Source organism: Microbacterium sp. MYb64, assembly GCF_002979495.1.
Classification (GTDB): domain Bacteria; phylum Actinomycetota; class Actinomycetes; order Actinomycetales; family Microbacteriaceae; genus Microbacterium; species Microbacterium azadirachtae_A.
Genome location: NZ_PCOW01000014.1, coordinates 66842 through 85086, shown reverse-complemented (window position 1 = coordinate 85086; position 18245 = coordinate 66842). Strand labels below are relative to the sequence as shown.

Below are 18245 nucleotides of genomic sequence, written 5' to 3'. Positions count from 1 at the left end.
CGACAGACTCTGTATGACGCATCTCACTCACATCCGGAAGACGCCGTAGCCCGGCTGGTCGGTCGAAGGGGCCCGCATGACGACATCGAGCGCGAGGCCCAGCACGTCGCGGGTCTGGCCCGGCTCGATGATCCCGTCGTCCCACAGCCGGGCGGTGGAGTAATAGGGGCTGCCCTGCTCGTCGTAGGAGGCGCGGATCGGGGCCTGGAACTCGGCCTCCTCCTCGGCCGACCAGGATCCGCCAGTCGCCTCGATCTGATCGCGGCGCACGGTCGACAGCACCGACGCGGCCTGCGGCCCGCCCATGACCGACACGCGGGCGCCCGGCCAGAGCCAGAGGAACCGCGGCGAGTACGCCCGCCCGCACATCGAGTAGGTGCCGGCGCCGAAGGATCCGCCCACGACGACCGTGAGCTTGGGCACCGTCGCGGTCGCGACGGCGTTCACCATCTTCGCGCCGTGCTTCGCGATTCCGCTCGCCTCGTACTCGCGGCCGACCATGAAGCCGGTGATGTTCTGCAGGAACAGCAGCGGCGTGCGGCGCTGCTCGCAGAGCTGGATGAAGTGCGCCCCCTTGAGCGCCGACTCCCCGAACAGCACGCCGTTGTTCGCGATGATCCCGACGCGGTGTCCGTGGATGTGCGCGAACGCGGTCACCAGGGTGGTGCCGTACTCGGGCTTGAACTCCGTGAACGCGCCGTCGTCGACGATGCCGCGGATGATGCCGCGCGCGTCGTACGGCACGGTCAGCTCGACCGGGACCAGGTCGAGCAGGTCGACGGCGGGTGGTTCGGCGACCGCGGCGAGCGGATCCGCGAGGCCGGGGGAGGGCGGCAGCGTCGCCACGATGTCCCGGACGATCTGCAGCGCGTGCTCGTCGTTCTCGGCGAGGTGGTCGGCGACGCCGGAGACCCGGGTGTGCACCTCTCCGCCGCCGAGGTCCTCCGCCGTGACGACCTCGCCGGTCGCCGCCTTCACGAGCGGAGGGCCGCCGAGGAAGATCGTGCCCTGGTTGCGCACGATCACCGTCTCGTCGCTCATCGCGGGGACGTAGGCGCCGCCGGCGGTGCTCGAGCCCATGACCGCCGCGATCTGCGGGATGCCGTCGCGGGACATCCTGGCCTGGTTGTAGAAGATGCGGCCGAAGTGGTCCCGATCGGGGAACACCTCGTCCTGCATCGGCAGGAACGCGCCGCCGGAGTCCACGAGGTAGATGCAGGGCAGCCGGTTCTCGGCCGCGATCTCCTGTGCGCGCAGGTGCTTCTTGACCGTGATCGGGTAGTAGGTGCCGCCCTTGACCGTGGCGTCGTTCGCGACGACCATGACGTGCCGGCCGTGGACGAGCCCGATCCCCGCGACCACGCCGCCCGAAGGGGCGTCGCCGCCGTACAGGCCGTAGCCGGCGAGGGGCGCGACCTCGAGGAAGGGGCTGCCGACGTCGAGCAGGTGGTCGACTCTGTCCCTGGCGAGGAGCTTGCCGCGCTCGGTGTGGCGGATGCGGGACTTCTCCGGTCCCCCCAGGGCAGCCTCTGCGCGGCGCACGCGCAGCTCGTCGACGAGCTCCCGGTAGGTCGGCGCTGGCGCGCTCGGCGCGGATGACTGCGGCACGGAACCCTCCATCGGGTAGGGCCATCGGGCGAGGATGGGACTCGTGATTCAGATTAGCGAGCGTTAACTGAAATGTCCACGGGTGTGCCTCGACCTGGGCCGTGTGTCCCGAACTCAGTCGATCCGGCGTCTGTGCCTTCCGAGGCGCCGGATCTATGCGCGATCGACTGAGCTTCGAACGGTCGAACCGCGCTGATTGGGCTCAGACCCCGTACTCGTCGCCGATGCGGTCGCGGAGCTGGATGCTGCAGGCGGCGACGGTCTCGTCCCATACCGTGGTGGCGCCGTCCTGGGCCGTGTCGGAGATCGCGCGCAGCACGCGGATCGGCACGTCGAACTGGTCGGCGACCCACACGTAGGCGTAGGTCTCCATGTCGACGAGGACCCCGCCGAGGCCGCGGATCCGCTCGACCACCGCGACGTCGTCGACGAAGCTGTCGCCCGTCGCGATCACGAGGCCGTCGCGGCCGGTCGCGACGCGCGGCGGCAGTGAGACGTGCTGGCCGATCACGCCGTCCAGATCCTGCACGTCGTGCTGGATCGCGGCCGTGATCTCGTAGACGCCGCCCGGGAGCTCCGGATCCACTCCGCCTGCCGTGCCGACGACGACGATCTCCTCGTACGCGGCCGCGTCGAGCGCGCGGGTGAGGCCGTAGGCGGCCTTGAGCTTGCCGGGGCCGGTCACGAGCCGGTCGAAACCCTCCAGCGACTCGGGGAAGGCCTGCAGTTCGGACGCGAGGGCGGCGACGAGGAGTCTCATGCCTCCATCCTCGCAGGCGCGGCCGGGGCGCCGCCTGCGTTCATGCGCCGGTGCTTCGACAGGCTCAGCAACCGGAATCGACGCATACTGGTTCCACGACCGAAGGAGAAGCATGACCCTGCAGCAGGACATCGCCGCCGATCTCGGAGTGCGTCCCGACATCGATCCCGCCGCCGAGATCGACCGCCGGGTCGGCTTCCTCGTCGACTACCTCCGGCGCACGGGCGCCAAGGGCTACGTGCTGGGGATCTCGGGCGGGCAGGACTCGACGCTCGCCGGGCGCCTCGCGCAGCTCGCCGTCGAGAAGGTGCGGGCCGAGGGCGGCGAGGCGACCTTCATCGCCGTGCGCCTGCCCTACCGGGTGCAGCACGACGCCGACGACGCGACCGCGGCGATGGCGTTCATCGCCGCGGACGAGGGCGTCGAGGTCAACATCGAGCACGGGGTCGACGGCCTCGAGAACGACCTCGAGGCCGCGGGCCTGGAGGACGTCGCCGACTTCCACCGCGGCAACATCAAGGCGCGTCTGCGGATGGTCACGCAGTACGCGATCGCCGGTCAGCGCGGCATGCTCGTGATCGGCACCGATCACGCCGCCGAGGCGGTGACCGGGTTCTTCACGAAGTTCGGCGACGGGGCGGCCGACCTCACGCCGCTCGCCGGGCTCACCAAGCGGCAGGGCCGTGCGCTGCTGCTCGCGCTCGGGGCGCCGGACCGCCTCGCCTACAAGGTGCCGACGGCCGACCTCCTCGATGGCACGCCGGGGCGCGCCGACGAGGACGAGCTCGGGCTCACCTACGAGCAGATCGACGACTTCCTGGAGGGGCGGCAGGTCGAGGCGAGTGCGGCGGAGCGCATCGAAGCGCGCTACCTCGCCACCTCGCACAAGCGCCGCCAGCCGGTCACCCCCGACGACACCTGGTGGCGCTGAGGCGGGGGTTCCCGGCCCGGTGATGTCGGCGGTCCCGTCTAGGGTCGAAGCGACGGCCTGATCGGTCGCCACCCGAAGACAGGAGCCGCCGTGCGCGTGATCACCCCCTCCGGATCCGACCGGAAGCGCGTGATCTGGAGCGCCACGGATCTGAAGCTCGCGGCGGAGTGCGAATTCGCCTGGGCGCGCGCGGTCGATGCGAAGCTCGGGCGGGTCGAACCGGTCGAGGATCCGGAGGACGCCACGCTCGCCCGCGCCGCGGCGATGGGTGATGCGCACGAGCTCGTGGTGCTCGACGACTACATCGCCGAGCACGGGCGATCCGTCGACGTAGGGCCGGGCGTGATCGAACTGCCCAAGGTGTCGTCGACCGACGCCGAGGCGCTTGAGGGCGTCGTCGCCGACACGCTGCGCGCGCTGCGGTCCGAGGCGACGGTGGTCTACCAGGCCGCGTTCTCGACGCCCGAGTTCGTCGGGTTCGCCGACTTCCTGAGCCGCGACCCGGACGGCCGGTGGCGCGTGCAGGACTCCAAGCTCGCCCGCACGGCCAGGGTCACGGCGCTCATGCAGCTGGCGGCATATGTCGACCAGCTCGACGGGCTGGGCATTCCGCGCTCCGACGAGGTGGATCTGATCCTCGGCGACCGCAGCATCTCGACGCATGCGGTGAGCGATCTGCTGCCGCTGTTCCACGTGCGGAGGGCCCGCCTGCGCGCCCTCATCGCCGACCGACGCATCGACGAGGGCGCGGCCGGTGCCCCGCTCGCCTGGGGCGATGACCGCGGCGACCTGCAGATCGTCGCGTGCGGGCGCTGTGCCACATGCGAGCTCGAGGTCGTGGCGCACCGAGACCTGCTGCTCGTCGCGCGCATGCGACCGGTGCAGCGGGCGCGCCTCCGCGTCGCGGGCATCCGGACGATCGACGACCTCGCGGCCGCGGCGGATGCCCCGGAGGGCATGAGCACCGAGACCTTCGAGGCGCTGCGCGCGCAGGCGCGGCTGCAGCTCACCGCGATGGCCGCGGAGGGCGCGGCCGAGGGGGCCGCCGACGCTCATCCTGCGCCGCCGTTCGAGGTCGTCTCCGCCGCGGCGATCGGCATGATGCCGCGCCCGAGCCGCGGCGATCTGTTCTTCGACTTCGAGGGGGATCCGCTCTACACCGAGCAGGGCGAGGGCACGCCCCAGGAGAACAAGCTGTGGGGCCTCGACTACCTGTTCGGCTGGGTCGACGATGCGGAGCAGTACTCCGCGCTGTGGGCGCACGACTTCGCGGCCGAGAAGCAGGCGCTGCTCGACTTCCTCGACTTCGTCGCCGCGCGGCGGGCGGCGCACCCCGACATGCACATCTACCACTACGCGCCGTACGAGACCTCGCACCTGCAGAACATGGCGGAGCGCTACGGCGTGGGTGAGGCCGAGGTCGACCGGCTGCTCCGGGAGGGCGTGTTCGTCGACCTGTACCCGCTGGTGCTGCGGACGGTGCGGATCGGATCCCGGTCGTACTCGATCAAGAAGCTCGAGCCGCTCTACATGGGCGCGGAAGTGCGCACGAGCGATGTGCAGAAGGGTGACGACTCGATCGTCCAGTACGTGCAGGCGCGAGGACTCGCCGCCTCGGGACGCACGGCCGAGGCGGACGGGATCCTCGCCGATCTCGCCGACTACAACCGCTACGACTGCGTCTCGACGCGCCGCCTGCGCAACTGGCTCGTGGGCCTCGCGCGCGAGGCCGGTGTGCTGCCCGCGCCGCCGGACGAGCCGGAGACCCGCGCCTACGAACCGGCGCCGCTCTCGCTCGCGCTCCAGGCCGAGGGGCAGCGCGTGCAGGCGGAGGGCGGAGACGGCCAGACCTACCGGGTCGCTGCCGCCGCGATCGACTACTTCCCGCGCGAGGCGAAGAGCTTCTGGATCTCGCACTTCCAGCGCCTGCGCGAACCCGTGACGCTCTGGGAGTCCACGCGCGACGTGCTGCGGGTCGACCCCGACCGCTCTGCGGTCGCGCAGGACTGGGGGCAGGAGGAGGGCGCCCGCGCGGTCACGCGCCTCGTCGACCTGCACGGCGAGGTCGCGCCGGGCAGCACCCTGAACGTCGGCGGCAGTCCCTTCGCGCTGTACGAGGCCCCCGCGCCGTTCTTCGGGGAGTTCCCGGCGCGCGTGATCCACGTGCCGCACGAGGTCGAGATCGTCGAGGTGCTCGATGACGGGTACCGGATCCGCGAGCGCTCGATCAGCGGGCAGACCTGGGACGAGCTGCCGCTCGCCCTCACCCCGGCCTCACCGCCCCGGGTGAACTCCCTGCAGGGCGCGATCGAGGAATGGGCCGGATCCGTGCTGTCGGCGTCACCGGAGTTCCCGCAGGATCCGGCGACCGATGTGCTGCGCCGGATCGTGCCGCACACGCTCTCGGGCGGGCCGCTGCCGGTGGTGGAGACGGGACCCGACGGGCACCCCGGCGGCAGCGCAGACGCCGCCGATGCGATTGTGCGGGGCGTGCTCGACCTCGACCGCAGCTACCTCGCCGTGCAGGGCCCTCCCGGCACCGGCAAGACCTACACCGCCTCGCACGTGATCGCCCGGCTCGTGAACGACCACGGATACCGCATCGGCGTGGTCGCGCAGTCGCACGCGATCGTGGAGAACCTGCTCGACCGGGTGGTCGCCGCCGGAGTCCCTGCAGAGCAGGTGGCGAAGGCGCCGAAGGATCCGCACGGGCCGGACCCCGTCTTCACCGTGATCCGCAAGGACGGGATGGCCGGATACCTCGCGGAGCAGGCCTCCGCGGGACGCGGCTGCGTGGTCGGCGGCACCGCGTGGGACTTCTCCAGCACCCGGCGCGTGCAGCGCGGCGAGCTCGACCTGCTGGTGATCGACGAGGCGGGGCAGTTCTCGCTCGCCTCCACGATCGCGGTCGCCGTCTCCGCGCAGCGCCTGCTGCTCCTCGGCGACCCGCAGCAGCTGCCCCAGGTCAGCCAGGGCACGCACCCCGAACCCGTCGACACCTCGGCGCTCGGCTGGGTCATGCACGAGAAGGCCGTGATCGATCCCGCGCACGGAGCCTTCCTCGCCCGCTCCTGGCGGATGCATCCTGAGGTCGCGGCGCCGGTCTCGCAGCTCGCGTACGCCGGTGCTCTCGCCTCCGCGCCCGGCACGGAGCGGCGCGTGATCGACGGCGTCGAGCCCGGGCTGCACGTGCGGCCGATCCGGCATCGCGGCAACGCCACGCAGTCGCCAGAGGAGGCCGCGGAGGTCGTCCGGATCGTCCGCGGGCTGATCGGCCGGGAGTACACCGACGGCATGGAGGATGCGCCCCCGCGGGCTCTCGAGCAGGCGGACGTCATCGTCGTCGCGCCCTACAACGCGCAGAAGCAGCTGATCCTCGATGCGCTCGCCGAGGCCGGGCTCGGCGAGGTCGCCGTGGGCACGGTCGACAACTTCCAGGGCAGGGAGGCCGTGGTCTCGATCACGTCGCTCGCCGCCTCGAGCGGGCGGGACGCCCCGCGCGGACCCGAGTTCCTGCTGCTGCAGAACCGGCTCAACGTGGCGATCTCGCGCGCCAAGGTCGCCGCCTACCTGGTGCACTCGCCGGCCCTGCTCGACGACCTTCCGTGGACGCCCGAGGGCGTCGCCCGGCTCAGCGCGTTCGCGCACCTCGTCGGCGCCGACCGCGACGATGCGGGGCCGTGCTCCGCGGGGCCGGCTTCCGAGGAGTCGTCTTCCGAGAAGCCGGCTGGTGCGAACGCCGGACGGGAGCGCGCCGATGCACTCTGAGTCCGAGATCCTGCGGGCGTCCGCGACGTGGGTCTGGCTCCCGCGCGACAGCGAGAGCGAACGGGAGCACCTGCAGCTGGTGCGCTATCCCGCGCGCTTCGGCGGAGGCGTGCGCGCCTCGGTGATCGACTCGTCCCTCGACGCTGCCGGAGTCGTCGACCATGCGATCGGCCGTACCAGGGGCTGGGGCGAGCGGAAGCTGGTGTTCTGGGTCGGCGCGGCCGATTCCCCGCACGTCGAGGACGAGCTGCGCCGCCGCGGCGCGGTGCATGACGACACCGTGACCGTTTTCGCGCGGGCGATCCCCGGGGATCCGATCCCTGTGGCGGAGGGCATCATGGCCGAGACCGTGCGCACGCTGGATCAGGTGCGGGACGTGGATGCGATCAGCGTTCCGGTGTGGGCGCAGCAGCCGCTCGACGAGGACGGCCTGGCGGCGCAGCTCGACGAGGTCACCGCGGATGCCGAGTCCGGGACCGGGTTCCGCGCGCTCGCCCGTGTCGATGGACATGCGGTCAGCACGGCCGGGTGCACGCTCGCGGACGGTTTCCTGAGGCTGTGGGGCGCGGCGACTCTCCCCGCGTTCCGGGGCAGGGGCGCCTATCGCGCCGTGCTCGCCGAGCGGTTGCGCATCGGGGGAGAGCACGGTGCGACGACGGCCCTCGTCAAGGGCAGGGTCGAGACCTCGGCCCCGATCCTCGCGCGCTGCGGCTTCGCCGCATACGGCGAGGACCGCTCCTACGTGCTCGAGGTTTGACGTGCTCGAGGTCTGACGTGCTCGAGGTCTGGACCCGGGCTCGCTTCAGACCGTGCCGTACAGGCGGTCCCCTGCGTCGCCGAGGCCGGGCACGATGTAGCCCTTCTCGTTCAGGCGCTCGTCGAGTGCACCGAGGACGAGGGTGACGTTGCGGTCGCCCACGAGCCTCTCGATCGCCGCGACGCCCTCGGGCGTGCCGAGCAGGCAGATCGCGGTGACATCGTCCGCACCGCGGTCGAAGAGGAACTGGATCGCGGCCGCGAGGGATCCGCCGGTCGCGAGCATCGGGTCGATCGCGAAGCACTGACGTCCGCTGAGATCGTCCGGAAGGCGTTCGGCGTAGGTCGTCGGCTCGAAGGTCTCCTCGTCGCGGACCATGCCGAGGAAGCCGACCTCGGCCGTCGGCAGCAGCTTGACGAGCCCCTCGAGCATGCCGAGGCCGGCACGCAGGATCGGGACGACGATCGGCCGCGGCTCGGAGATCTTGACGCCCATGGTCGTGGTGACCGGGGTGGTGATCTCGACCGGGCTCACCCGCACATTGCGCGTCGCCTCGTACGCGAGCAGCGTCACGAGCTCCTCGGTGAGCTGGCGGAACACAGGCGACGGGGTGCGCGCATCGCGCAGCACCGACAGCTTGTGGGTGATGAGGGGGTGGTCGGCGACGTGCACACGCATAGTTACAGGGTACTTCGCCCTGGCCGCCGTGCGATGCGCCGATTCCCGCGACGGCGTCGTGCCCGTGCCCGTGTCCGTGACCGTGGCCGTGCCGGTCACAGCGTCGTGCCGGCGAGGAAGTGCCAGCCCAGCCACCACCAGACGACGACCACCGCGATGCGCACGGCGCGATCATCGAGCAGCCGGTCGAACAGCGCGGTCACGGTCGCGTCCGGATCCGCGCGCCGGATCCGCCACGTCCCCAGCGCGAGCAGAGCGGCGCACAGGGCGAAGTAGGCGATGCTGAGGAGAGTCATCGCCGGGGTCCTCTCCGCAGCAGGAAGAGGCCGCCGGCCAGCCAGGCCGCGGTGAACAGGATCCTGCCGGGCACGCCGTCGAGCAGCGGGTCGAGCAGGTCGCTGAGCGCATAGGACGGTGCATCGGGGTGAATCCGGCTGAGGATGAACTGCGCGAGCTCCCAGAGGCAACCGGCGACCAGGATCCCGCTCCACACCAAGGCCAGCCGCCGCAGGCCGGGCGTCCACGGTCGTGGTCCTTCGGAGGCGCCCGGCCACGCCAGGGCGAGGGCGGCGATCCCGATCGCGGTCACGGTCGAGACCATGCCGCCGCCATGGCGGGGGAGCACGCACACGACGAGTCCTGCGAGCGCCGCGCCCACCACCATCACCCGCAGCGGCACGGGGCGCGTGGTAAGGGGAGGCGTCCACCGCGCTGCGACGACGAGCAGGGCCGCGCCGAAGAACACGACCGTGTCGAGCCACTGCGCGCGCACGACCTGGACGATCCCGATCAGCACCAGCACCGCGACCCAGCACAGGACGGGCCAGGGCAGCGCGCGCGACGGGCGGCCCGCCGCACCCGCCCTCGCATCCGCATCCGTCCGAGCACCCATGACACCCCTGATCCGCATGCTACTCACGTGACGCGGGGGAGCGGCGGGATCCGGCCGGGGCCGGGGGAGACCTGCAGCGGCCCTCCGGCTAGGCTCGACGGTCGGGAGGGCCGGTGAACGCACCACGAATCGTCACGGACGACACGGCGATGGATCGCGCGCTCGCGCTGGCCGCCGAGGCCGCTGCGGCGAACGAGATCCCGGTCGGCGCCGTCGTGCTCGATGCGGAGGGTCGGATCCTCGCCGAGGGACGCAACAACCGCGAGGAGACGGCGGATCCCACCGGCCACGCCGAGATCGTCGCGCTCCGCGCGGCCGCGGCGGCGCAGGGATCCTGGAACCTCACCGGCTGCACCCTCGTGGTCTCGATGGAGCCGTGCGTGATGTGCGCGGGGGCGATCCTGCAGTCCCGTGTGGCGCGCGTCGTGTTCGGCGCCTGGGACGACAAGGCCGGTGCCGCCGGATCCCTCTACGATGTGCTGCGCGACCGTCGGCTGCCCTACCGCGCCGAGGTCGTCGGCGGCGTTCGCGAGGACGAGGCCGTGGAGCAGCTGCGCGCGTTCTTCGCCGAGCGACGCTGACCCGAGACAGGATCCGGGATCCGGTCTCGGTCGGGGATGGCTGAGTTTGGGGCGCAGCTCCACGTTTTGGGGCGCGTCCTGCCTCGATCGGGTGTCCTGGTGCGCCCCGAACCGGCGGATCGCGCCCCAAAACGGCGAACGCTCGCCCCGAGAGCCCCGACCGCGCCCGACCCGTCCCGCCCGTCAAGCCTTCGGGCGCCGCGACGCGAGCCGGGCCAGGCGCTGCAGCGCGAACAGGTACGCCTGCGCCCGCGGATCGAAGTACCCGGGGTGCCGTCCGCCGCGCTCGTCGACCTCGGTCTGCGACGCGTGGCCGTCGGTGGCCTCGCCCTGCTGACCGCCGGATCCCGGGATGGGGCCGCCATCGGACCCGTACACGATCGCGCCCTCGATGTCGCGGGGGTCGACCGGATGCGCGCCCAGCCGTCCCAGGGGAGCGGTCGCGTCGCTCGCGGCCTCCGTGGCGTAGAACGAGAACTCGCGCTTCGAGATCGCCTCCGCCACCGCGTCGGCGGCCATGTGCGTCATCCCCGCCGAGGCGATCGAGAACGCCATCGAGACCGGGCCCGCGCCGTCCATGAGCACGAGCTCACCGAACAACGTCGACGAGTACGAGTAGGCGAGCACGGCGATGCGCGCACCGGGATGCCGGTGCCGCATGCGCACCAGATCTCCCGCGAGCCGTGCCGCCCCCACGGTCGCGTGCTTGGTGGCGAGCGCAGACAGGTGGGTTCCGGAGTCGTAACCGAACCAGGCCACGGTCGCGATGCGGACGGATCCGCCGCGCAGCGCGCTGGCGCGGATCGTGTCGGCGCACAGCCGCTGGGCGATGCCCGCCCAGCCTCGGAAGGCGGCGAGATCCGTGTCGATCCCGTGCAGCACGACCACGATCAGCTCTGCCGCATCGAAGTCGCCGAACGCCACCGCGGCGCGAGGCTCTTCGCCCTCGAAGAACAGCGAGATCAGGCGCGCCTGCGAGTCGGCGTGCAGCACGTCCTGGACGTTCTGCAGCTTCTGCCGCGCGTCCGCGGACAGGGTGGGGTCGGCGAGCGCCTCGGCGAGCGGATCGACCACGACGGTTCCGCGCCGGTCAGTCGGCCGAACGCAGCACGAACGTGTCGGTGGGCGGGGTGGGATCCAGAGCCGGACGGTAGATGTCGGGTTCGAGATAGATCACCCGCGCCGCCGGCACGGCCTCGCGGATGCGGATCTCGATCGCGTCGATGTCGTCCGCCGCCGCGCGCACGGTCTTGTCCGAGGTGAGCGCGATCTTCGCGGCGACGAGCAGCTCGTCGGGGCCGAGATACAGGGTCTTGATGTGGATGAGCTTCTCGACCTCGTCGCCCGCCAGGATCGCGTCGACGATCCGGTCGTAGTCCGCCTCGTTCGCGCCCTCGCCGACCAGCAGGCTCTTGGTCTCGATGCCCAGCACCACCGCGATGAGCACGAGCAGCAGGCCGATCATGAGCGTGCCGAGCGCGTCGAACAGCGGGTTGTGGGTGATCAGGGTGAGGCCGACGCCGAACAACGCGAAGACGAGGCCCGCGAGAGCCCCGGTGTCCTCCAGCAGCACGACGGGGAGCTCCGGCGCCTTGGCGCGACGGATGAACGACACCCACGACTGCCCCTTCGGGCGCACGTGGTTGCTCTCCTTGATCGCGGTCCGCAGCGAGAACGACTCGAGCACGATCGAGATGACGAGGACCGCGAGCGGCAGCCACCACCAGGTCCGGTCGATCTCGTGCGGCTCGATGATCTTCTGCACGCCCTCGTAGATCGCGAACAGGCCGCCGACCGAGAACAGGATGATCGACACGACGAACGCGTACACGAAGCGTTCACGGCCGTAGCCGAAGGGGTGCTCGCGATCGGCCCTGCGCTGCGCCTTGCGTCCGCCGAGCATGAGCAGCAGCTGGTTGCCGGAGTCGGCCACCGAGTGGATCGCCTCGGCGAGCATCGAGGCGGATCCGGAGAGCAGCCAGGCCACGAGCTTCGCGAGCGCGATGCCCAGGTTCGCGAGGAACGCCGCCAGGATCGCCTTGCCGCCACCGGATGCACTCATGCCACGAGTCTATGTCGGGCGATGCCGCCCGTGACGGCGCCGATCCGCGCACGGCGGCGCCGACCGCCTGCGGAGTCCGAACACGGGATCCGGGCGTGCCGCGAGCCTCGGCTCGTAGGATGGCCGCATGGTCGATGCACTCCCCTCTGTCGCGTTCCTCGGTGCCGGTTCGATGGGAGGCGCGATCCTGCGCGGCCTCGTCGCCAGCGCGATCCCGGTCGATGGCGGCATCACCGCCACCAACCGCACGTCCGCGCGCGCCGCCGAGCTCGAGGGACTGCCCGGCGTGCGATCGATCGCGCTCGAGCAGCAGCCCGACGGCAACGACGTGGCGGCCGGCGCGCGCATCGTCGTCGTCGGCGTGAAGCCCGCCATGGTGCCGGATCTGCTCGACGAGATCGCCCCGCATCTGCGTGAGGACGCGATCGTCGTGAGCATCGCGGCCGGCGTCACCCTGGCCACCTTCGCCGCGCACCTGCCCGCGGGCACGAGCGTGCTCCGGTCCATGCCGAACACCCCCGCGACCGTGGGCCGCGCGGTGACCGGGCTCGCTGCGGCCGCGGACGTCACCGACGAGGAGCGCGCGCTCGTGCGCCGGCTCTTCGAGACGGTCGGATCCGTGATCGAGGTCGCGGAGGAGCAGATCGACCCGCTCTCCACGATCTCCGGATCCGGTCCCGCCTACGTCTTCCTGCTCATCGAGGAGTTCACCAAGGCCGCGATCGGCAAGGGCTTCGCCGAGCCCGAGGCTCGTCTCATGGCCGAGCAGACCTTCATCGGCGCGACCGCGCTGCTGGAGGCATCGGGCGAGGACCCCGCCGAGTTGCGCCGCCGCGTGACGAGCCCCAAGGGCACCACCGAGCGTGCGATCGCGGTGCTGCAGGATGCGGACCTCGACGGCCTCTTCTCCCGCGCGACCGACGCCGCGCTCGCCCGGGCGCGCGAACTCGCCGCGGGAGCCTGAGCCGCCGGAGCCTGAGTCGCGGGCCGGCGCTCCTCGAGTCGGGGAGCGCCGGCCCGCCGCCTCATGCCTCGCTGGCGACCTCGGTGAGCACCTCGGGCCAGCGCCGCTCCAGGATCCGACCGCCGAGCACCGCGCCGCCCCACGCGGCGAGTCCGCCGCAGACCACGCCGAGCGCGAGGCTCAGCCAGCCGAGCCACGGCGTCCAGATCGCGGCGATCGCGAGGCCGAACGCGGGCCCTCCGATCACGAGGCTCAGCGGCGTGATGATCATCATCGCGACCATCGACTGCACCCCGCCGGAGGATCCGCGTCCGAACGGATTCGCCTCGGGAGCGGGCGCGCGGCCGGGCAGGAACGCGCCGACCCATACGCCGATCCCGGCTGCCGCCGCCCCCAGCCCCAGGGCCGCGCCGAGGCTGGCAGGGAGGAGGTCGATCCGTCCTGCGATAGCGCTCGCCGCGACGCACAGCACGATCGTCACGGGCACGGCGATGATCCCGAACCCCAGCAGACGGCCGGCGCGATCCGCCCGACCTGGTACGCCGGTGTGGATGTGCAGCGCGATCGCGTCGTTGTCGTAGGCGATGCCGAGCTGCAGGATGGTGCCGATCAGCAGCGCGTTGATCGACGGGATGAGGATCGTGCCGGGGCCGAGCGCCAGCGAGCCCTCGCCGCGCCCGTTCATCAGAGCGACACCGATCAGCAGGGCAGGCAGCAGCAGCATCATCACGGTGTTGATCACCTGGCGCGGGTCGCGCGTGGCGTAGCGCAGGGTGCGAGCAGCGATCGCCCCGACTGCGGTGGCGGGGAGGATCCGATCGAGCAGCCCGCCGGAGCGAACGCGTCCGCCGCCGCGGCTCTGGATCGGTGCGACCAGGCGTGCGGCGAGCAGTCCGCGCGCGGCGAACCACAGGGCCGCGGCGGTCGCGAGAGCGATGAGCAGCCGGAGGCCCGCCGCGAGCAGATCGCCCTGGGCGAGCGCGGCGGGGACCCCGAACACGGCGCCGAGCGGCGTCCATCCGGCGGCATCGGCGATCGCAGGCAGGACCGCCGTGGGATCCGAGAGCCGCGCGAATGCGCGCACGAGCACGTTGATCAGCAGGCCAGAGCAGGCGACGAGCAGCACGCCGAGCGTGATCACCAGGTCGCGGGTGCGCCGACCGGCCAGCCATCCGGCGAGCAGGCCGCTGACCACCCTGGCGCCGAGCACGCACGTCGCGAGCGCGAGCGGGATCAGGATCAGGGCGGCCACGAGCGCGAGCGGGCTGACCGACCACCCCACGAGCATGAGCAGCAGCGCCACGGTCGTGCCGATGCCGCCGATCGTGGTGGCGCCGGCGACCACGAGCCCCGGCAGCATCGCTCGCGCCGTGACCGGCAGCAGGGCGAAGCGCTCAGGGGCGAGCGAGTCGTCGACGCTCACCACGATCGAGCCGATCCACCACACCAGCACCATGCCGGCGCCGACCAGCACCAGCGTGCGCACGGCCGCGTCGGGCGCAGCGATCCGCAGTGCCACGAGGCCTGCGGCCAGGGCGGTCAGCAGTCCGAGGGCGATCATCCCCGAGATGATCAGCGACACGATCATCCACGGGTTGCGTCCGAGCTGGTGCCCGAGCTGACGCCAGCGCAGGCTTACGAGGAGCGCAACCATGCGAGCGTCTCCGATCCGAGCTCGTGCGCGCCGACCAGGGACAGGAAGCGCTGCTGCAGGGTCTCGCCCGCGCGCACCTCGTCGAGGGTGCCGTTCGCGAGAAGGCGCCCCTCGGCGACGATCGCGACGCGATCGCACAGGGACTCGACGAGCTCCATCACATGGCTGGACAGCACGACCGTGCCGCCGCCGGCGACGAAGCCCCGCAGGATCTGCCGGATCGTCTCGCCCGAGACGGGGTCGACGGCCTCGAGCGGCTCGTCCAGGATGAGCAGGCGTGGCGCGTGGATGAGCGCGCACGCGAGGCCGATCTTCTTGCGCATGCCCGCGGAGTAGTCCACGACCAGCGTGCTGCCGGCGTCGGCGAGCCCCAGCGCCTCGAGCAGCTCGCCGGAGCGGCCGACCACCTCGGCCTCCGTCATGCCGCGCAGCAGCCCGGTGTACCGCAGCAGCTCGGCGCCGGTGAGGCGGTCGAGCATGCGCACGCCGTCCGGCAGCACGCCCATGCGGCCCTTCGCCGCGGCCGGATCCTGCCACACGTCCGCGCCGAGCACGCGGGCGGTGCCGGCGTCGGGGCGCAGCAGGCCCGTGGTCATCGCGAGGGTCGTGGTCTTGCCTGCACCGTTGGGGCCGAGCAGGCCGAGCATGGATCCGGCGGGGACGTCGAGCCAGAGGTCGTCGACGGCGACCTTCTGTCCGAACTGCTTGCGAAGGCCCTGGAGGGAGAGCACCGGCGGCGCGGCCGCGAAGGGCGCTGTGGAGTCGGTCATGCCTCCATCCGATCACGGGCCGCGCCCGGCCGGCATCCCCCGCGCGACGGACATCCCGATCTCTGACCGCGAGACTCCAACTCCGCGACGAGACTGCGGCTCAAACGTGCAGTCTCGTCGCCCAGATGGAGTCTCGCGGAGTGGAGGGGGCGCGCGGGTCAGCGATCCAGCGAGGAGAACCGCTCGATGTCGCTGTTGGTGCCCGACACGATGATGAGGTCGTGGTTGGTGACGACGGTGTCCGCCTCGGCGTAGCGGAACGGCTTGCCGGGGCTCTTCACGCCCACCACCGTCACGTTGTACTTGCTGCGCACGCCGGACTGGTTCAGGCCGACACCGCGGATGAACTTCGGCGGGTACATCTTGGCCAGCACGAAGTCGTCGTCGAAGCGGATGAAGTCGAGCATGCGGCCGCTCACGAGGTGCGCGACCCGTTCCCCGGCCTCGCGCTCGGGGTAGACCACATGGTTCGCGCCCACCCTGGCGAGGATCTTGCCGTGCGACTGGGACACCGCCTTCGCCCAGATCTGCGGCACCTTGAGGTCGACCAGGTTCGCGGTGATGAGCACCGACGCCTCGATCGACGAGCCCACGGCGACGACGGCGACCTGGAAGTCCTGGGCGCCGATCTGACGCAGCGCGTCGATGTTGCGGGTGTCGGCCTGCGCGGCGTGCGTGACCCGCTCCGACCACTTCTGCACCAGCTCGAGGTTGGTGTCGATCGCGAGCACCTCGCGGTCGAGGCGGTCCAGCTCGCCGGCGCAGGCGGCGCCGAAGCGGCCCAGCCCGATCACGAGCACCGGGGCGTCGTTGCGCAGCACTTCAACCATGCCGCCCACTTTACTGTCCGCCGCCGAGGTGCCTCGGTCCGCCACCGCGGCACCCCGGTCAGCCGACGATCGGCCGCTCGACCGGAAGCGAGTACAGCTGGGTGCGGGAGGTCGCGGCCACGGCCGCGGCGAGCGTGACCGTGCCGACGCGCCCCATGAAGATCGTCGCGGCGAGGATGTAGGTCGCCGAGTCGGGAAGCCTCTCGGTGACGCCGGTCGACAGCCCCACGGTGCCGAAGGCCGAGACCACGTCGAAGAGCACCTCGTCGACGGAGAACTTCGTGAGCTGGCTGATCGCGATCGTGGAGAGCGCGACGGTGGTCGCGCCCCAGGCGACGACGCTGAGCGCGACGCGCTGCACGTCCGAGGGGATGCGGCGGCCGAACGCCTGCACGGACGGGCGCCCCTTGGCCTCGCTGATCACGGCCAGGGCGAGCACCGCGAGCGTGGTCACCTTGATGCCGCCCGCCGTGGACGCGGAGCCGCCGCCCACGAACATGAGCATCGAGGCGGCGAGCATCGAGGATCCGTTGAGATCGCCCATGTTCACCACGCTGAAGCCGCCGGAGCGCGTCATGGCCGACAGGAAGAACGCCTGGAACGTCGTGTCGCCGGCGTCCATCGATCCGAAGGTCTTCGGGTTGTCGAACTCGAGCAGGAGGAAGACGGCCGCGCCGACCACGAACAGAACGATCGTGGTGAGCACCGTGAGCTTGGCGTGCAGCGACCAGCGCCGCACGTGCCAGCGCTGCCTCGCGAGCGTGTAGATGACGGGGAAGCCGAGGCTTCCCAGGAACACGCCGAGCATGAGCACGCTGAGCACGTAGTAGTTCTGCGCGAACGGCGCGAGCCCTCCCGGGTTCGGGGTGAACCCGGTGTTCGTGAACGCCATCGCCGCGTAGAAGGGCGCCTCCCACAGGGCGGTGACCGGATCCACCCCCGCCGTCAGCAGCGCGGGGTAGAGCAGGACGATGAGGCCGGCCTCGATCGCGAAGGCGGAGATCGCCACCGTGCGCAGCAGGGATCCGACCTCGCCGAGGCGCACGGTCTGGCTCTCGTTCACGGGACCGCCGTGCGCGCGCATCGGGTTGGTGTCGCCCGCGGCGATGAGCTTGGCGCGAAGACCAAGGCGCTTCGAGATCGCGAGGCCCATCACGCTCGCGAGGGTCAGCACGCCGAGGCCGCCGATGTTGACGCCGACGAAGACCACGCCGAGCCCGAAGCCCGACCAGTGCGTCGCCATGTCGACGGTCGACAGGCCCGTGACGCAGATCGTGGAGACGGCCGTGAACAGCGCATCGGCGAGCGGCGTCACCGTGCGGTCGGCGCTCGCGATCGGCAGCGACAGCAGCGCCGTCGTGATCAGGATGAGCGCGGAGAACACCACGATCGCGAATCGCGAGGGGGAGGAGGTCGTCAGGGTCTTGCCGAGACGGACGGTCCTTCGGACCACCTCCGAGAAGGATCGCGGGTCAGCGGTGCGCGCCATGGTCGAGCCCCTCCGATCCTCCGTCCGCCAAGCCTTCGTCATGGTACTCCGCCCGCGGCGCGGCTACTGTGAAGGCATGACCGACATCTTCGACGTGATCGCCGACGGCACGAGACGGGACATCCTTCAGCTCCTGCGCCAGCGGTCCGAGGAAGGGGATGCCGGCACGAGCGTGACGCAGATCGTCAGCGAACTCGGGATCAGCCAGCCCACCGTCTCGAAGCACCTCAAGGTGCTGCGCGAGGCCGAGCTCGTCACGGTCCGCGAGGACGGCCAGCGCCGCTTCTACAGCATCGAGGCGGCGCCCCTGGAACAGGTCGACGACTGGCTCGTCCCGTTCCTGGCCGATGCCTACGGGGACTCCGCCCCCGACATCTCGGGGCTCGTCGGGGTTCCGCCGCTTCCCGACGGCGCCGCGCACGCCGCCGAGGTCGTGGGACGCGCCGCCGCGAGCGCGAAGCACGTGGTCCAGACGGCGCTCAAGCGCCTCGGGGCCTGAGC

General features: G+C 71.6%; 17 protein-coding genes. 6 read left to right on the top strand and 11 right to left on the bottom strand.

Annotated elements, in window-relative coordinates:
- Positions 1-27: 27 nt before the first annotated feature.
- The gene (locus CQ044_RS13270) at positions 28-1608 is read right to left on the bottom strand and encodes a carboxyl transferase domain-containing protein (RefSeq protein ID WP_308736931.1); all 1581 of its coding nucleotides are present in this window, start codon (positions 1606-1608) and stop codon (positions 28-30) included.
- Between the two features lie 202 nt (positions 1609-1810).
- On the bottom strand, positions 1811-2368 hold the full coding sequence (locus CQ044_RS13265) for a nucleoside phosphorylase (RefSeq protein WP_045272851.1): 558 nt from the start codon (positions 2366-2368) through the stop codon (positions 1811-1813).
- Positions 2369-2480: 112 nt separating this feature from the next.
- Here CQ044_RS13265 and nadE point away from each other — a divergent pair, with 112 nt between their 5' ends.
- From nadE to CQ044_RS13250, 3 genes are all read left to right on the top strand, one after another.
- Positions 2481-3299, top strand: a complete 819-nt coding sequence (nadE, locus tag CQ044_RS13260) for an ammonia-dependent NAD(+) synthetase (protein WP_105688894.1) — start codon at positions 2481-2483, stop codon at positions 3297-3299.
- A 90-nt stretch (positions 3300-3389) separates the two neighbouring features.
- Entirely contained in the window at positions 3390-7067 is a 3678-nt protein-coding gene (locus CQ044_RS13255; protein WP_105688893.1) for a bifunctional RecB family nuclease/DEAD/DEAH box helicase, read from the top strand.
- On the top strand, positions 7057-7824 hold the full coding sequence (locus CQ044_RS13250) for a GNAT family N-acetyltransferase (protein ID WP_105688921.1): 768 nt from the start codon (positions 7057-7059) through the stop codon (positions 7822-7824). The genes CQ044_RS13255 and CQ044_RS13250 overlap by 11 nt, the downstream gene beginning before the upstream one ends.
- A gap of 45 nt (positions 7825-7869) precedes the next feature.
- Here CQ044_RS13250 and upp read toward each other — a convergent pair whose 3' ends face one another.
- From upp to CQ044_RS13235, 3 genes are all read right to left on the bottom strand, one after another.
- Positions 7870-8502: a uracil phosphoribosyltransferase gene (gene upp / locus CQ044_RS13245; RefSeq protein ID WP_105688892.1), complete on the bottom strand. Its 633-nt coding sequence runs from the start codon at positions 8500-8502 to the stop codon at positions 7870-7872.
- 95 nt (positions 8503-8597) lie between these two features.
- Positions 8598-8798 carry a DUF6186 family protein gene (locus CQ044_RS13240; RefSeq protein ID WP_045272854.1) on the bottom strand — a complete coding sequence of 67 codons (201 nt, stop codon included), beginning with the start codon at positions 8796-8798 and terminating at the stop codon, positions 8598-8600.
- The gene (locus CQ044_RS13235) at positions 8795-9394 is read right to left on the bottom strand and encodes a hypothetical protein (RefSeq protein WP_105688891.1); all 600 of its coding nucleotides are present in this window, start codon (positions 9392-9394) and stop codon (positions 8795-8797) included. The genes CQ044_RS13240 and CQ044_RS13235 overlap by 4 nt, the downstream gene beginning before the upstream one ends.
- Before the next feature lie 113 nt (positions 9395-9507).
- Between CQ044_RS13235 and CQ044_RS13230 the strand changes: the two genes are divergently transcribed.
- Positions 9508-9975, top strand: coding sequence for a nucleoside deaminase (locus tag CQ044_RS13230; RefSeq protein ID WP_374954860.1), 468 nt, complete (start codon positions 9508-9510; stop codon positions 9973-9975).
- Positions 9976-10158: 183 nt separating this feature from the next.
- Here CQ044_RS13230 and CQ044_RS13225 read toward each other — a convergent pair whose 3' ends face one another.
- Entirely contained in the window at positions 10159-11049 is an 891-nt protein-coding gene (locus CQ044_RS13225) for an alpha/beta hydrolase (protein WP_105688890.1), read from the bottom strand.
- Between the two features lie 16 nt (positions 11050-11065).
- Complete coding sequence (locus CQ044_RS13220) at positions 11066-12037, bottom strand: cation diffusion facilitator family transporter (RefSeq protein WP_105688889.1); 972 nt, start codon at positions 12035-12037, stop codon at positions 11066-11068.
- Between the two features lie 127 nt (positions 12038-12164).
- Between CQ044_RS13220 and proC the strand changes: the two genes are divergently transcribed.
- Positions 12165-13001, top strand: a complete 837-nt coding sequence (gene proC, locus CQ044_RS13215; protein ID WP_105688888.1) for a pyrroline-5-carboxylate reductase — start codon at positions 12165-12167, stop codon at positions 12999-13001.
- A 61-nt stretch (positions 13002-13062) separates the two neighbouring features.
- Here proC and CQ044_RS13210 read toward each other — a convergent pair whose 3' ends face one another.
- The 4 genes from CQ044_RS13210 to CQ044_RS13195 all read right to left on the bottom strand — a co-directional run bounded on the left by CQ044_RS13210 (position 13063) and on the right by CQ044_RS13195 (position 17744).
- Positions 13063-14655, bottom strand: a complete 1593-nt coding sequence (locus CQ044_RS13210; RefSeq protein ID WP_105688887.1) for a hypothetical protein — start codon at positions 14653-14655, stop codon at positions 13063-13065.
- Entirely contained in the window at positions 14637-15425 is a 789-nt protein-coding gene (locus tag CQ044_RS13205; RefSeq protein ID WP_105688886.1) for an ABC transporter ATP-binding protein, read from the bottom strand. The genes CQ044_RS13210 and CQ044_RS13205 overlap by 19 nt, the downstream gene beginning before the upstream one ends.
- A gap of 158 nt (positions 15426-15583) precedes the next feature.
- Positions 15584-16255 (bottom strand): TrkA family potassium uptake protein, encoded by a 672-nt coding sequence (locus tag CQ044_RS13200; protein WP_045272962.1) that lies wholly within the window; start codon positions 16253-16255, stop codon positions 15584-15586.
- A 58-nt stretch (positions 16256-16313) separates the two neighbouring features.
- Positions 16314-17744, bottom strand: a complete 1431-nt coding sequence (locus tag CQ044_RS13195) for a TrkH family potassium uptake protein (protein ID WP_105688885.1) — start codon at positions 17742-17744, stop codon at positions 16314-16316.
- 76 nt (positions 17745-17820) lie between these two features.
- On the opposite strand from CQ044_RS13195, the gene CQ044_RS13190 reads away from it, so the two are divergent.
- Entirely contained in the window at positions 17821-18243 is a 423-nt protein-coding gene (locus CQ044_RS13190; protein WP_045272964.1) for a helix-turn-helix transcriptional regulator, read from the top strand.
- Positions 18244-18245: the final 2 nt, after the last annotated feature.